This is a genomic window from Aneurinibacillus sp. XH2 (assembly GCF_001439585.2).
GTDB lineage: Bacteria > Bacillota > Bacilli > Aneurinibacillales > Aneurinibacillaceae > Aneurinibacillus > Aneurinibacillus thermoaerophilus.
Window position 1 is genome coordinate 2621118 of sequence record NZ_CP014140.1, and the last position, 14841, is coordinate 2635958.

A 14841-nucleotide genomic window follows, 5' to 3' on the forward strand; every position below is an offset into this window, starting at 1 on the left:
CTCTTTATTCAGTAATCTGTCGCAAAAAGCTCGTACCAATGCTGGGCTTTGTCACCTGAAAGTTGTCGGCGATGGTTGCGCCGACGTCGGCGAACGTTTCGCGCACGCCAAGCGGTTGGCCGCCTTTCATGCCTATGTAATACACAAGCAACGGCACGTATTCTCGCGTATGATCCGTTCCGTGATGAATCGGATCGTTTCCGTGATCCGCCGTAATGATGAGCAGGTCATCTTCGCCGAGCGCACCCAGAATTTCTGGAAGACGGCGATCAAATTCCTCAAGCGCTTTGCCATAGCCAATCGGATCACGACGATGCCCGTACATAGCATCAAAGTCTACGAGATTTACGAACGAAAGTCCGGTAAAATCTTTTCGCATCGTTTCCAGCAGTTTATCGACACCGTCCATATTCGATTTTGTTTTCAGCGCTTCCGTTATGCCTTCGCCCGCGTAGATATCAGAGATTTTACCAATGGCGATGGAAGTAAATCCTGCTTCCTGCAACTCATTCATCACCGTTTTGCCCGGCGGCGATACAGAGAAATCACGACGATTCGCCGTGCGGGTAAAGTGGCCCGGTTCACCAACAAACGGACGGGCAATCACACGCACGACGGAATGTTCATCATCAAGCGTAAGTTCACGCGCAACCTTGCAAATTTCATACAGCTCTTCAAGCGGCACAATTTCTTCGTGGGCTGCCACCTGGAACACGCTGTCCGCCGAAGTATAAACAATAACGTCACCGGTTCTCATATGTTCTTCGCCCAATTCAGCAATAATTTCCGTACCGGAAGCCGGTTTGTTTCCGAGCACGCCGCGGCCAATCCGCTCAGAGAACGGCTTGATTAGACTATCAGGGAACCCGTTCGGCCACGTTTTGAACGGTGTCTCAATGCGAAGACCCATAATTTCCCAGTGACCGGTTGTTGTATCTTTCCCTATCGAAATTTCTTTCATTTTACCGAAAGCGGCCTCAGGCGGAGCATCCGCAGAAACGCCTTCCAACTTCTCGATATGTCCGAGTCCAAGGCGCGACAGATTCGGCACGTTCAAGCCGTTCATTCTTTCGGCGATATGACCGAGCGTATGCGCCCCTTCGTCGTTATAGTCTTTCGCATCTGGCAATTCGCCGATGCCGACGCTATCAAGCACGATAAGAAATACGCGTTTAAATCGCTTCATACAGCTGTCTCCTCCTCGTTTCAATTCAGCGGGACAAGCCTCTTAGCCAGTGCATGAAAATCATGCGTAAAATAAGGAAGGCACTTCACACTTTTCCCCGAAGTACCCTGTTTTATGCCCGAGGATGGGCTTTTGCGTACACTTCCTTCAACCGTGAACGCGTAACATGCGTATAAATTTGCGTAGTTGAGATATCGGCGTGTCCGAGCATCTCCTGCACAGAGCGCAAATCCGCCCCATTCTCAAGCAGATGTGTCGCGAACGAGTGACGTAACGTATGCGGGGTAATTTCTTTGTGACTGTTCGCCAGCTGGGCGTATTTCTTGATAATTTTCCAGAATCCTTGACGCGACAAGCGGCGGCCATGATGATTCAAAAATAACGCTTCTTCCTGTCCTCGTTTCTTTAAAAACGGGCGGCCGCGTTCAAGGTACGTCTGTACGTTCACAATAGCCAAACGTCCAAGCGGAATTATGCGCTCCTTTGAACCTTTTCCAAAACATTTAATAAAACCCATATTCAGATTCACGTCTGATAAATTAAGCGATACGAGCTCAGATACGCGAATGCCGGTCGCGTACAAAAGCTCTAGCATCGCTTTGTCCCGCATGCCGGACGGAAAGCGGGTGTCCGGTCCGTTCAGCAACATTTCCACTTCCGCCACCGAAAGCACCTGCGGAAGCTTTTTTTCAATTTTTGGTGATTCAAGATTAACGCTTGGATCTTTATCAATAAACTTTTCCCGCAATAAGAACTGGTAAAATGCGCGGATGGAAGCAAGGTTGCGCGACAGCGTCGCCGTCGCCCGTCCCTGTTCTTGAAGATAGAGCAGATAGCCCATAATCTGCGTGCGGCTTGTTTCGCTTATGTCCTTGAATCCCTCTCGTTCTAAATACGCACAATAGCTTATCAAATCTCTGCGATACGATTCAAGCGTGTTTTTTGCTAACCCTCTTTCCACTGTTAAGTAATGGATAAATTGGGTGATTAATTCATTCATTTGCGAATCTCCTTAACATCCGATCTCCTCTATCTGTTAGATAAGCATGTCCTTTATTATTTTATTCCACAAGGGTTCCTTGTTTCCTGCCCGATAACAAAAATTTATTCACCGTACCAATAAAACGCAAACAATCGCTGCTTCATTTCTTGATACGTTTTTTTCAAAGAAGGAACATCGTTCATAACTTTCACCGCTTTCCCCTGCGGTTCTTTGTACGGCTGCGCCGGCCTAATCGCATCGTTTAGGTAAGAGATAATACAATAAAATATAAATGTACAAAATACAAAAATGGCAAGCAAACGCAGCATTTCCGCGATTCTATTATACGGAATAAACATGCACCTTTCTCCTTCCGCACACGTTTTTATCCCATCCTATTCATTTCCAAGCAATTTTATACCTTTCGCTCGTTTTCAATTTATGTTTTGCATGATACAATTTATTTTTGTGATTAACAATTATCGGCAAGGTGTGGTCAAACCGATGTACAATCAAGAAGAAAAAGAAAATAGCCGGCTCAAGCAAGTGTTCAACCGTTTGAACCTGCTGCTTTTGCTCGTGTTCCTCATATTCGCCCTTATCATTTTCCGACTGGCCTACGTGCAGGTTGTAAAAGGGGAGGAGTATCAGGCAGAAGCGGTGTCCAAATCGGACAAGAAAGTGCCAATTCCGGCGATGCGCGGCAACATATACGACCGGCACGGCAACCTAATCGTGCATAGTCGTGGCTCCTTTACTGCCGTCTTCCAGGAAAAAGAATATATGGACAAGGATTATTACATCCAGCTAGCCACCAAGCTGGAAAAAATTCTGGAAGGCACGACTAAAGAGGATTTGCTCAAAAAAATGGATGTCGGATACGAGTATAAAAACGGAAATGTCGTCAAATCCCCGCGCATGACCCAAAAATTTTTGGAAAAAGACTTGAAACACGACCTATCCCAAAAAGAAATCGCCTACCTATCAGAGCACCGCAATGAATTGGATGGTGTAGCCGTCATCACGAAACCGATCCGCGAATACGATCCGAAACAGGTGGCCGTGCAAACCATCGGATATGTGCGCCCGTTTAACGTTGCGGATAATCAGGGCATCGAATACTATCGACAACGAAAGGACGATTATTTGCCGAACCAAACGGTCGGTTATGACGGAATTGAGCGCAGCTATGAAGAAGAACTGCGCGGCGAGAATGGTTACCGTCTGTATCAGGTGGATGCCCATCAAAACATCCTAAAACAGATCAAGGAAGTTCCGCCAAAGCGCGGCAACAATTTGTATCTAACAATTGACCAGCGCGTGCAACTTGAAACGCGCGACTTCATTAAGAGTTTCCTGCCCAAACTGCGGGCCACAGGTCGTAACGCCTCCTACGCAAAAACAGCGTACGCGGTGGCTATGGAAGTAAAGACAGGTAAAATTGTTGCGATGGTCAGCTACCCGGAATACGACCCGAACATTTGGACATCCGGCCCTGACAAAGAAACATACGAACAAAATAAGTATTCCTTTACAAACGGGACAATCCGCAGCGCACCGTATGATGTGCGCCCCAAAACCGGAAAAGCTGCGGAGATGGAGAACTATAAACATCCAGCTTCCATCGTACCGGCCGGTTCTGTCGTGAAGCCGCTCACCGTGCTAATGGGATTGTCGGAAGGCTTAATTACACCGTATGATTATTGGGCTGACCCAGGTGCGTACCACTATGGTGGCGCTTCCGACGTCGTACGCAACGACAGCGGTCATAATTATGGCATGCTGACGCCCAGAACGGCGATTCAAAAATCAGCCAACACGTATATGGCGCGCATTGGTAAGCTTATGAGCGAAAAGCATGGAAAAAATTCCGTTACCGTCTATCAGAAGTACTATCACGCCTTCGGTCTCGGCGTGAAAACAGGCGTCGATTTGCCGGGAGAATCGGCCGGCAACGAAGATTTCCTCGTCATGAATAAGCGCTATGGCCCTCTCGCTGCGATGGTGCAGGCTTCCTTCGGCCAGCAGGGCCGCTATACGGCTATGCAGCTGGCACAATACGTTGCCACGATTGCGAATAAAGGCGTGCGCTTGCGCCCGCAACTGGTGGATCGCATTGTGGATGCTAAAGGAAATGTTGTTCGTCCGTATAAAACAGAAGTGCTAAATGTAATAAAAGAATCGGATATTAATTGGCGTACAATACATCAAGGCATGGCAATGGTTACCCAAGGCGGTACCGCGACCAGCGCATTTGCCGGGTTTCCTTATCGCGTAGCAGCAAAAACAGGAACATCGCAACAAGATATTTATGTGCCTGATTCAACAGATTTTACGAAGAAGGTAAACTGGCGCAAGTATAAAGAAATAAATAATGGGGTCTTTGTTTCCTTTGCTCCGGTTGAGGATCCGAAACTGGCTGTTGCTGTTATCGTTCCAGAAGGGGGCTATGGCTCTCAATCCGCTGGTCGCATCGCCCGTGCCATTTATGAAGCATATGACAAATACATTGGCCTTGGCCCTACGGATAAGCCATACGATCCGAAAACAGCCGTGCCGAAAGACAAAAAAACTGAGTAAACTTCATAAAAAGCATGCTGTCCGGGCGGAACAGCATGCTTTTTTACTTTTGCGGATCATTCTCCTTCACTACGAAAAAAAGCAGGGCCCGGAAAGGTACCACTGCTTTTTCAGCCTGGAATATTGCTTCTTACATTCGCAAGTTCATTCTTATCCACTTTGTCAATGCAACGATGGCAAATGCCGTGGAAAGACAAACGATGATCAAGAATATGGAATTTAAATTTATCGCTAACCGCTTGCTCAACTTCGCCCAGAAGGTCTTCATGTATCTCATCTACGATGCCGCACATGACACAAATCAAATGATGGTGATGGTGCTCGGCATTTTCATTACGAAACTCATAACGGGCTACCCCGTCGCCGAAATTAATCTTTTGCAAAATATGCAAATCACTCATCAATTCAAGTGTACGATATACGGTAGCCAGACCGATTTCAGGGGCTTTCTCCTTGACGAGCAAATAAACATCTTCTGCGGATAAATGATCTTCTTCATTTTCCAATAGAACACGAAGCGTCGCTTCGCGCTGCGGTGTCAGCTTGTAGCTATGGGCATGCAATTGCTGTCTAATTTTATCAATTCTTTCTTCTATTTCCATAATACAAAGACCTCCCCGAGCAGCTTCCTACATTCTCATTATAGTGGAGCGTAAATAGGGAGTCAAATAAAACTCTTCTTAAATAATAATTATTATAAATTTTAAAAGCATCGCGCTCGCATGCTTCATCAGCGCAGGAGAAACAAACGCCTCAAACCCGGCTGCCACCGTCATCACACCACCCATAATTAAGATCAGCGCGCTGTATACAAAAAAGCGGGGATACAATGCACCGCCTTTCTTCATAAAACGCGATTGGATAAGATGCAGAGAAAACGAAATACCTGCCGTCGCTACAATAATCATCGCCGGAATGACCAGCAGGTTTTGCGGCAACACAGAAACCGCGGCGAAATATAGCCCCTTCCACTGCAACTGGTTCACCAAAAAACCGACCGTAAACCCGACTACGACACCCTTTAGAAACACCATTATGAGAATGAGCGGAAGACCGATAATAGAAAGTCCGAGAATCCACATAAAACCTATATACTTCAGGTAATGGCCGAGCGAACTTTGAAAGCTGCGCAGCGGGTCGGTAATATCATCGTTTGTGAGCTCATGGAAAAACTGGCTGACATACATGAACAACTCCTGCTTTTGCGTCATGCCGAGCGAATTGACGACGACGGCGCCAAAGCCAACCCCCATAATGAACAGCACAATGGTAAACAAATAGAGCGATGAATTCTCTCGCACATTCTGCTGTAATGTTTGTCCAATTTTACTCCTTACCAATGGGAATCCCCCCTGTCCGTCTCTTATCACGATATATATGAAAGACAGGGGAGACGTATTACTCAAGCGCGATTTTTCCGTAAATCCCGGCGCCACCTTCCAGAAACATCACTTCGCCGCGTCGGCTGCGGTCAATGTTCTCCGCGACAGCCGTACCCACGACGTTAGCCAGTTGCTCCACCGTTGCATGGTGTAAAATTCGCATTTCTGTTCCAAAAGCGTTCAGCAACCTTTGCATGCGTCCTGGGCCAAGGCCCGGGACGAACTCCAGCGGAATATGGTAGCGGTACGGCGGCCGGTGCGCTGGATGCGTACCGGCCGCCTGTGTTGAGATCTGCAAAAAGCGTTCGTATACGCCTCGCGTAATGACCTTTTTTCCTTCCTTGCCGCAATGCGGGCAGCGCAGCGCATCGGATTGCGCAATCAATTCTTCGCAGTTCGTACAGCGCGTGCGGTAGTATTTCCCCAACTGCGGATGCAAACCATAATTTGTGCGCACACCTCTTCCATCCCGTCGCCTGAGCGCCAGACACAACTCGGAAAAATCCGGGCGCTGAACGCGCAAGTCCTGGTATTCGCGAGCGATTTTCCCTACGGAATGAGCGTCCGAATTTGTCACAAATGTAAGACTGCTAAGCTCCTGTATGCCATCTGCCAAATTCGAGTCGGAACTTAAACCTAGCTCAATCGCAGCAAATCGATTCACATCGATAACGGATGACAGCCGATCAACACAGGCCCCGTATACGCTCTTATGTGGCGTAAAGGCGTGCGCCGGGATTACAATACCGCCCAGCGAATCCACGTGCGTCACGAGCTCATCCAGGTCCGCATACACACGTTGAGTGCTCAAGTGAATATTTTTTACTTTGGTGTGATACCAACCACGAAACGCAGCAAACGCGGCGCGATCCGGCAAATAAACAAGAAAATGCGCCAGCCCAGCTCCGACTTTAAGCTCCACTTCCACGCCGGCAATCAGCGTGACTTCCCCTTCCGGTATCCGGTACACATAACCGCCACCCGGCAATTCCTGCATACGGCCCACTCTGATATGAGTGTCGATTTCTTCCTGTACCTCTGGAGAATGGCAATCGATGACGCCGATCATATGCATTCCTTTCCGTTTTACAGCCTCCTCCACGATAGCCGTAAGCGTCAAGCTGCGCGAAGCCGTAATTTTCACCGGGCGATCCCGCATCGTGCGGCCGATATGAATGTGCAGGTCAGCGAAACACTCGTTCATATACGCTGTCATTTTGCATTCAACTGCCAAGCATAGACAGCAAGAATGGTCTTCGCGTCGCGAATGTCGCCGCTAGCGATCAACCGCTGCGCTTCCTCAGGCGTGACGTACATTACTTCTACAAACTCGTCCTCATCCGGCTGTGCCGTCCCCGGTTTTGCCCCTTCCGCGCGGTACAGATGAACAATTTCGTCAGCAAAGCCCGGCGAGGTATAAAAAGAAGCCACATGGCGGAGCGAGGCGCACGTATATCCCGTTTCCTCCTGCAATTCCCGGCGCGCGCACGCTTCTGGATTTTCTCCCGGCTCCAACTTTCCGGCCGGGATTTCCACAAGCATCCGCTCCAGCGGCTTCCGAAACTGACGCACCATCACCATTCTATTGTCATCGGTTATCACCATCACCGCGACCGCCCCCGGGTGATTAACGATTTCGCGCTTGGCGGTTTTTCCGTTCGGCAACTGCACGTCATCGACTTTTACTTTGATAATTTTTCCATCATAAATGGTTTGGCTTGCTACGGTTTTTTCCATCATAACTTCTGTGTTCATCCTTTCCGGTATGATCTTCCCCTCTATTGAAGCATATTCAGGAGAACAAATCCATTTTTTTCATCTCTTCCCGTTTCAAGCACCTCATCCATATGAAGCGTGCAGCATAATACATATGGGCAAAAAATGCAGGATCATCTTCTATCGTACGGCCCATAGACACGAGCGGAACAGGATACGATTCAGTTATATTCCGCCATATTTCCATATCTTTCGGTTCATGAAATACGATCGTATGCCGTACGGATTGATCTTGCAATTGTCCAATTAGTTTTGGGTGATGTTCAACATTCAGCACAAGCGGTACTTCCGGAACAAAACGAAGCACCGTAAGCGTATGATGACTAATACCTGTATGACGCTCGCGCCCGTCAGCGAAACTAACTCTTGGAATTAGCACAGGAAGTCCGCCCAGCTTATGAGCCGCTTCAATAATCGTAATCTGTTCCATTCCGCTAAATCCGAATTTCGTCCCTGTGCCAGCCACACCCGGCCCTGGTGCCACGACAATAACATCTGCTTTCCATACATATTTGGCCGCCAAAAGCGCTGTGTACAAGTTTACGCATTCTGTCTGTCCCCCGAAAGCATGACCGTATGTGAGCGTACCAGTTAACATGCTGGCAGACTGCAAATAACGAACATGGTCGCTGAGCGCGAGCGGCAGCGCTCCTCCTTCGCTCATGATATAGCAGACACGCGGCATTTTACTTTCTCCCGCCCGGCGCCACAAATGCCATAGCGAAAGCACAAACGCCGGGAGCATGCTATGAACCTCGCCGATAACGACCGGAATCCTCCCTAATGTTTTACCCTCTACCTTCTGGAAAATTTCGTGGTATTCGCTTTCCTTCTCTTCTACTGATTGTACGGTATGCTGAAAAGGGGTATAGCGCATTTTCACGATGTGCCCTTCGCGCCGAACCTCTCCTCTGCCTGATAACGGCGTCCCCTCCGGGCTTAGTCTCGCTGTGACAAAGTGTTTGCCGCCGCTGTCCAATCCAAGTTCCACAGCGGTCGTATTGACAATGACACACTCTTCTGGGCTTGCGCGCCCCGTCAGCTCAGGATAGTTAAGCGCCAACGCCACCTCTTCATTCACAAGTCGAACCTCAAGCTCCTGTAACGCTTCCTCGTCCCGCACGATCCGCATGACCGTGCCGTATGACCATGCAATCATGCAATCCCTCCTTTTCTACAGGAAGAATATGCATGTAGAGAGCAGGAAAGGACAAAAAAGTAGATAGGATAATATCTTATTCTTATCGCTTTACCGCTTGTTCGCAAAGCGCCACGACAAGTTCAGCCGCTTTCACCAGCTCCTCCACTGGAATTTTTTCGTTTGTTGTATGGATGTCTTCATAGCCGATGGCAAGATTGACCGTCGGAATGCCATGGCCGGACAGAATATTGGCGTCACTGCCACCGCCGCTCGCAAGAAGCCGCGGCTCACGCCCGATCGCTTTTACTCCGGCGATTGCTTGCTGCACGACCGGATCGTCCTCCTTGAATGCAAATCCAGGATATGCAAGCGCAATCGCAACTTCAGCTGTAGCTCTAAATTCCGCCGCCGCTTCCTCAAATGCGCGCTTCATCTTTTCCGTCTGCGCGTTCAGTTTTTCTTCCACCAGGCTACGTGCCTCGGCCATGATTTCGACCTGATCGCAAACAATGTTAGTCGGGCCGCTACCTTGGAAGCTGCCAATATTCGCTGTTGTCTCTTCATCGATACGGCCAAGCGGCATGCGGGAGATCGCTTTACTCGCCACCTGAATCGCGCTGATACCCGCTTCTGGATTCACTCCGGCATGAGCGGAGCGGCCCCGGATAGTAGCTGAGATTCTCGCCTGATACGGCGCAGCGATAATAATATCTCCCACTTTGCCATCACTGTCGAGCGCAAATCCGTATTCAGCCTGAAGCAACGAAGGATCAAACACTTTCGCTCCCATAAGGCCAGATTCTTCACCGACCGTAATCAAAAATTGCACCGTGCCGTGCGGCCTGTTTTGCTCTTTCAGCACACGGATTGCCTCCAGCATCGCCGCGATGCCAGCCTTGTCGTCGCTGCCGAGAATGGTTGTTCCATCGGAGACGATGTAGCCGTCCCGTATGCTCGGCCGAATGCCTTTGCCCGGCACAACCGTATCCATATGAGACGTAAAATAAATAACCGGGCAGTCTTTAATCGTTCCCTTCAATGTCGCGACTAAATTTCCGGCTGCATGTTCCGTTTTTTCCGCCGCGTCATCTTCGCTCACTTCAAGACCGAGCGCGGTAAACTTCTCTTTCAGTACATCGCAGATGATGCGTTCGTGCTTCGTTTCGCTATCGACGCGGACAAGTTCCATAAACTCTGCAACCATTCGATCTTGCTGAATCATCGTCCTGTTCCCACCTATTCTCTATATATTTTATACATTCTTATTCTTTACCAACTTTTGATGAAATTCAATAAATGATGTGCCCTTCCTCTTTAGCAGTATATCGTTTCAAGAAACATGAATCCGCTTGGTAGCTTTGTCATTTCTGTTATAAGATTTGTTGGCGGTACATCCCATAAGATTGATGAAGACGCTTTGGAAAACAGGGTAAAATGTTTGTGCACGCAGCGCTTAGGCTGTTGGACTAGTAAAAAAACCGGGGAAATCCCCGGTTTTCGCTATTATAATGGAAATTATAATGGAATATTGCCGTGCTTTTTCGCCGGTCGTTCCTCTTTCTTGTTGCGCAACATTTCCAGCGCTTCGTGCAACTTTTTACGCGTCTCGCGCGGGTCAATAACATCATCGACCATACCGCGGCTGGCAGCAACATAAGGGTTGGCAAAACGTTCGCGGTATTCTTGGATTTTTGCCTGCCTCGTCGCGGTCGGATTCTCGCTGTTCTCGATCTCCTTCGCAAAAATAATGTTGGCTGCACCTTCCGCGCCCATCACCGCGATTTCCGCATTCGGCCACGCATATACAATATCCGCGCCGATCGCTTTTGAATTCAGAGCCACGTACGCACCGCCGAACGCCTTGCGCAAAATGACGGTAATCTTCGGTACCGTCGCCTCGGAATATGCGTACAAAATTTTGGCGCCATGCCGAATAATGCCGCCGTGTTCCTGATTAACGCCCGGAAAGAAGCCGGATACATCCTCAAACGTAATAAGCGGAATATTAAACGAATCGCAGAAGCGAACGAAACGCGACAATTTGTCGGATGAATTAATATCAAGCCCGCCCGCCATAAATTTCGGCTGGTTTGCCACGATACCGACGCTATATCCGTCGATGCGGCCAAATCCAATCACAACGTTTTTCGCAAAATCCGGCTGAACCTCCATGAAGTCGCCGCCGTCAACAATCTTATAAATGACTTTGCGTACATCATACACCTTGGTCGGCGCGATCGGCACAATTTCCGCCAGGTCGTCATCCCAGCCGTCATCCTTCTCCTTAGGAGGTACGAAAGGCGGTTGTTCTTTGTTATTTTGCGGCAAAAAACTCAACAGGCGGCGCACCTGCTCCAGCATCTCCGGCTCGGACGGAGCAGTGAAATGCGCATTGCCGCTGACAGAGGCGTGTACCTTCGCCCCTCCTAAATCTTCAGACGAAATTTTTTCGCCGGTCACCGCTTCGATTACTTTCGGACCGGTGATAAACATCTGGCTTGTTTTTTCGACCATGCAGACAAAATCTGTAATCGCCGGGGAATATACCGCCCCGCCGGCACATGGCCCCATAATAACGGAAATTTGTGGAATGACGCCAGAATAAATCGAATTGCGATAGAAAATATGGCCGTAGCCGTCCAGCGATTCTACACCTTCCTGAATGCGGGCACCGCCCGAATCGTTCAAACCGATGACAGGAGCTCCTGTCTTTGCCGCCAGATCCATAATCCGCGCGATTTTCAGGGCATGCATCTCTCCAAGCGCGCCGCCGAACACGGTAAAATCTTGGGAAAATACAAATACGAGGCGGCCATTGATTTTGCCGTAGCCGGTAACGACCCCTTCACCTGGTCCTTCGATCTTATCCATGCCGAAGTTGGTCGCCCGGTGCTCAATAAACGGGTTAAGTTCTACAAACGAATCTTCATCCAGCAGCAAATCAAGGCGTTCGCGTGCCGTCAATTTACCGCGGTCGTGCTGCGCGTCGATTTTTTTGTCTCCGCCACCCAATTCGACCTTACGGCGCCGCTCATACATTTCATCAATTTTTTCATACATGGTGCTCATATGTTAGTATAGCCCTCCTATCCTTGACGCTCCGCGGAAACAAATCCGTGCCGTTATCTCGCTTCTTTTCTATAACGGCCGGGATTCAGGACAAGCGGACGCTGGCTCTTTCGCACCGCGTCCGCACACAAAACATCCCCTATGTTCCGCGTTTTTCCTTTCTTTATATTTTAATGTTTATCCTCATGTCCAGCAGGTTCTGCGCTCTCCGCTTTCTGGCAAAGCTCCAGCAGCACGCCGTGCGTCGCTTTCGGATGCAAAAACGCGACCATATTGTTGTGCGCCCCTAGCTTCGGTGTATCACTGATAAGCTGCACACCTGCTTCTTTCAGCTTGTTCAGACGCTCTTGCTGATTGTCGACCTTGAACGCAATATGGTGGATACCTTCGCCTTTTTTGGCGATAAATTTGGCAATTGCGCTTTCTTCGCTTGTCGGTTCAAGCAATTCAATATACGTTTCGCCGATCTCAAGGAAAGCGACCCGTACTTTCTCGCTCTCCACCGTTTCAAATCCAACCAGCTTTAATCCGAGCATCTGGGTATAAAATTTTACAGATTCATCGAGGTTTTTCACCGCGATCCCGATATGTTCGATCTTTTCAGGAGCGTTCATCAATGGTTCGCTCCCGCCATTCCTTTCCATCACTTTATGGCGAATAAAATCGGCTGTATCTTTCGTATTCGTTCCCGGCGTAAACACCTTGGCGATACCCTGGCTTTCCAAAAATGGAATATCTTCATCCGGTATGACGCCGCCGCCAATTACAATAATATCATCTGCCCCCTGTTCTTTCAGCAAGCGAACAACTTCCGGGAACAGTTCATTGTGTGCGCCGGACAGGCAGGAAAGACCGATCACGTCTACGTCCTCCTGAATCGCGCTCGCTACAATTTGCGCCGGGGTCTGGCGCAGGCCGGTATACACCACTTCCATTCCTTCGTCACGCAACGCTTGTGCGATAACGAGCGCGCCCCTGTCATGGCCGTCAAGTCCCGGTTTCGCTACTAATACGCGTATTTTTCTCTCCATCTCTCTCATCCTCCCCCTTAAACTGGACGGTATTCGCCAAATTCTTCACGAAGCACGCCACAGATTTCGCCAATCGTCGCATACGCGCGGACAGCATCCAAAATGAGCGGCATTAGATTATCCGTGCCTTGTGCACCCTTACGCAGCGCTTCCAGCGTCTGCTTCACCCTATCGTTATCGCGACGCATCCGCAATTTTTCAAGCTTCTCACGCTGAATTTTACCAAGGTTCGGATCAACCCGTAAAAGCTCCGGCTGCTTCTCGTCTTCAATGCGGAAGCGATTCACCCCGACAACGACCTCTTCGCCGGACTCGACTTTCTTCTGGAATTCGTACGCTTTCTCATGAATTTCACGCTGCATGTATCCCTGCTCAACCGCGGCTACCGCACCGCCCATATCCTCAATTTTTTTCAGGTAATCGAGCACCTGAGCCTCAATCTGATCAGTCAAGCTTTCTACATAATACGAACCTGCCAGCGGGTCCACCGTGTCGGTCACACCCGTTTCATACGCAATAATTTGCTGTGTGCGCAACGCGATGCGGGCTGATTCTTCCGTCGGCAGCGCCAGCGCCTCATCGCGCGAATTAGTATGCAGGCTCTGCGTACCACCAAGAACGGCCGCCAGCGCCTGAATGGTCACGCGCACGATATTGTTGTCAGGCTGTTGCGCGGTCAGCGTGGAACCGCCCGTTTGCGTATGAACACGAAATTGCCAGGATTTCGGATTTTTTGCACCATACTTTTCTTTCATGAGGCGGGCCCAAATGCGGCGAGCCGCGCGGAATTTCGCGATTTCTTCAAAGAAATGGTTATGACCGTTAAAAAAGAAAGACAATTGTGGCGCAAATTCGTCAATATCAAGTCCTGCTTCCAGTGCGGCTTCAACGTATGCAATAGCGTCCGCCAGCGTAAAGGCGACCTCTTGCACTGCGGTTGAGCCCGCTTCGCGGATATGATAACCGCTAATGCTAATCGTATTCCATTTCGGCACATGCTTTGCACAATATGCGAAAATGTCAGTGATAAGGCGCATGGACGGTTTTGGTGGGAAAATGTATGTACCACGCGCGATATATTCTTTTAAAATATCGTTCTGAATCGTGCCGGATAGCTTCTCAGAGGGCACGCCCTGCTTCTCAGCTACGGCGATGTACATCGCGAGCAGCACCGCCGCTGGAGCGTTAATTGTCATGGAGGTGCTCACCCTGTCAAGCGGAATGCCATCCAGCAGAATTTCCATATCTTCAAGCGAATCAATGGCCACGCCCACTTTTCCGACTTCGCCTGTCGACATCGGATCGTCAGAATCGTAGCCGATTTGCGTCGGAAGGTCAAAGGCGCAGCTCAGGCCAGTCTGACCCTGCTCAAGCAAATATTTAAAGCGTTTGTTCGTTTCTTCCGCGGAGCCGAAACCGGCGTACTGGCGCATCGTCCAAAAACGTCCGCGGTACATCGTCGGCTGTACGCCGCGCGTGTATGGATATTCGCCAGGCAAGCCTACCTTTTCCATATATTCGTCGGTGAGTTCTTCCGGCAAATAAACCCGTTCCACTTCAATGCCTGATGAAGTTTCGAACTTCTCCTTGCGCTCCGGTACTTTGGCGAGGCGTTCTTTTACTTTTTCTTCCCACGCCTGAAGCGCTTTCTTTGCTTTGTTTTTACCCATGGTTTTCCCTCCTCATAGAACACT

At 49.3% G+C, this 14841-nt stretch carries 13 protein-coding genes; 1 reads left to right on the forward strand and 12 read right to left on the reverse strand.

Annotated elements, in window-relative coordinates:
- Positions 1-4: 4 nt before the first annotated feature.
- The 3 genes from deoB to ACH33_RS12950 form a co-directional block, all read right to left on the reverse strand.
- The gene (gene deoB, locus ACH33_RS12940) at positions 5-1186 is read right to left on the reverse strand and encodes a phosphopentomutase (protein WP_057899403.1); all 1182 of its coding nucleotides are present in this window, start codon (positions 1184-1186) and stop codon (positions 5-7) included.
- A 112-nt stretch (positions 1187-1298) separates the two neighbouring features.
- Positions 1299-2186 carry a site-specific tyrosine recombinase XerD gene (gene xerD, locus ACH33_RS12945; protein ID WP_057899404.1) on the reverse strand — a complete coding sequence of 296 codons (888 nt, stop codon included), beginning with the start codon at positions 2184-2186 and terminating at the stop codon, positions 1299-1301.
- 104 nt (positions 2187-2290) lie between these two features.
- A complete protein-coding gene (locus tag ACH33_RS12950) occupies positions 2291-2527 on the reverse strand; it encodes a DUF4227 family protein (RefSeq protein ID WP_057899405.1) in 237 nt (78 codons plus the stop codon).
- 109 nt (positions 2528-2636) lie between these two features.
- Between ACH33_RS12950 and ACH33_RS12955 the strand changes: the two genes are divergently transcribed.
- Entirely contained in the window at positions 2637-4748 is a 2112-nt protein-coding gene (locus ACH33_RS12955) for a peptidoglycan D,D-transpeptidase FtsI family protein (protein ID WP_236781885.1), read from the forward strand.
- Between the two features lie 110 nt (positions 4749-4858).
- On the opposite strand, the gene fur is transcribed toward ACH33_RS12955, so the two are convergent.
- The 9 genes from fur to ACH33_RS13000 all read right to left on the reverse strand — a co-directional run bounded on the left by fur (position 4859) and on the right by ACH33_RS13000 (position 14817).
- Positions 4859-5344, reverse strand: a complete 486-nt coding sequence (gene fur, locus ACH33_RS12960) for a ferric iron uptake transcriptional regulator (protein ID WP_156424131.1) — start codon at positions 5342-5344, stop codon at positions 4859-4861.
- A gap of 84 nt (positions 5345-5428) precedes the next feature.
- A complete protein-coding gene (spoIIM, locus tag ACH33_RS12965) occupies positions 5429-6088 on the reverse strand; it encodes a stage II sporulation protein M (RefSeq protein WP_057899407.1) in 660 nt (219 codons plus the stop codon).
- A 58-nt stretch (positions 6089-6146) separates the two neighbouring features.
- On the reverse strand, positions 6147-7334 hold the full coding sequence (locus tag ACH33_RS12970; protein WP_057900379.1) for an endonuclease Q family protein: 1188 nt from the start codon (positions 7332-7334) through the stop codon (positions 6147-6149).
- A gap of 8 nt (positions 7335-7342) precedes the next feature.
- Positions 7343-7870, reverse strand: coding sequence for an NUDIX hydrolase (locus tag ACH33_RS12975; RefSeq protein ID WP_269465341.1), 528 nt, complete (start codon positions 7868-7870; stop codon positions 7343-7345).
- A 52-nt stretch (positions 7871-7922) separates the two neighbouring features.
- Positions 7923-9065, reverse strand: a complete 1143-nt coding sequence (locus ACH33_RS12980; RefSeq protein ID WP_057899409.1) for a DUF3866 family protein — start codon at positions 9063-9065, stop codon at positions 7923-7925.
- Between the two features lie 82 nt (positions 9066-9147).
- Positions 9148-10269: a M20/M25/M40 family metallo-hydrolase gene (locus ACH33_RS12985; RefSeq protein WP_057899410.1), complete on the reverse strand. Its 1122-nt coding sequence runs from the start codon at positions 10267-10269 to the stop codon at positions 9148-9150.
- Between the two features lie 293 nt (positions 10270-10562).
- A complete protein-coding gene (locus ACH33_RS12990; protein WP_057899411.1) occupies positions 10563-12116 on the reverse strand; it encodes an acyl-CoA carboxylase subunit beta in 1554 nt (517 codons plus the stop codon).
- 170 nt (positions 12117-12286) lie between these two features.
- Entirely contained in the window at positions 12287-13147 is an 861-nt protein-coding gene (gene mce / locus ACH33_RS12995) for a methylmalonyl-CoA epimerase (protein WP_057899412.1), read from the reverse strand.
- A 17-nt stretch (positions 13148-13164) separates the two neighbouring features.
- Positions 13165-14817 (reverse strand): acyl-CoA mutase large subunit family protein, encoded by a 1653-nt coding sequence (locus tag ACH33_RS13000; protein ID WP_057899413.1) that lies wholly within the window; start codon positions 14815-14817, stop codon positions 13165-13167.
- Positions 14818-14841: the final 24 nt, after the last annotated feature.

Excerpts from the sequence above, each read along its gene's own strand:
- deoB (WP_057899403.1), bottom strand. The coding sequence starts at position 1,186 with ATGAAGCGATTTAAACGCGTATTTCTTATCGTGCTTGATAGCGTCGGC.
- xerD (WP_057899404.1), bottom strand. The coding sequence starts at position 2,186 with ATGAATGAATTAATCACCCAATTTATCCATTACTTAACAGTGGAAAGA.
- ACH33_RS12950 (WP_057899405.1), bottom strand. The coding sequence starts at position 2,527 with ATGTTTATTCCGTATAATAGAATCGCGGAAATGCTGCGTTTGCTTGCC.
- ACH33_RS12970 (WP_057900379.1), bottom strand. The coding sequence starts at position 7,334 with ATGAACGAGTGTTTCGCTGACCTGCACATTCATATCGGCCGCACGATG.
- ACH33_RS12975 (WP_269465341.1), bottom strand. The coding sequence starts at position 7,870 with ATGATGGAAAAAACCGTAGCAAGCCAAACCATTTATGATGGAAAAATT.
- ACH33_RS12980 (WP_057899409.1), bottom strand. The coding sequence starts at position 9,065 with ATGATTGCATGGTCATACGGCACGGTCATGCGGATCGTGCGGGACGAG.
- ACH33_RS12985 (WP_057899410.1), bottom strand. The coding sequence starts at position 10,269 with ATGATTCAGCAAGATCGAATGGTTGCAGAGTTTATGGAACTTGTCCGC.
- ACH33_RS12990 (WP_057899411.1), bottom strand. The coding sequence starts at position 12,116 with ATGAGCACCATGTATGAAAAAATTGATGAAATGTATGAGCGGCGCCGT.
- mce (WP_057899412.1), bottom strand. The coding sequence starts at position 13,147 with ATGGAGAGAAAAATACGCGTATTAGTAGCGAAACCGGGACTTGACGGC.
- ACH33_RS13000 (WP_057899413.1), bottom strand. The coding sequence starts at position 14,817 with ATGGGTAAAAACAAAGCAAAGAAAGCGCTTCAGGCGTGGGAAGAAAAA.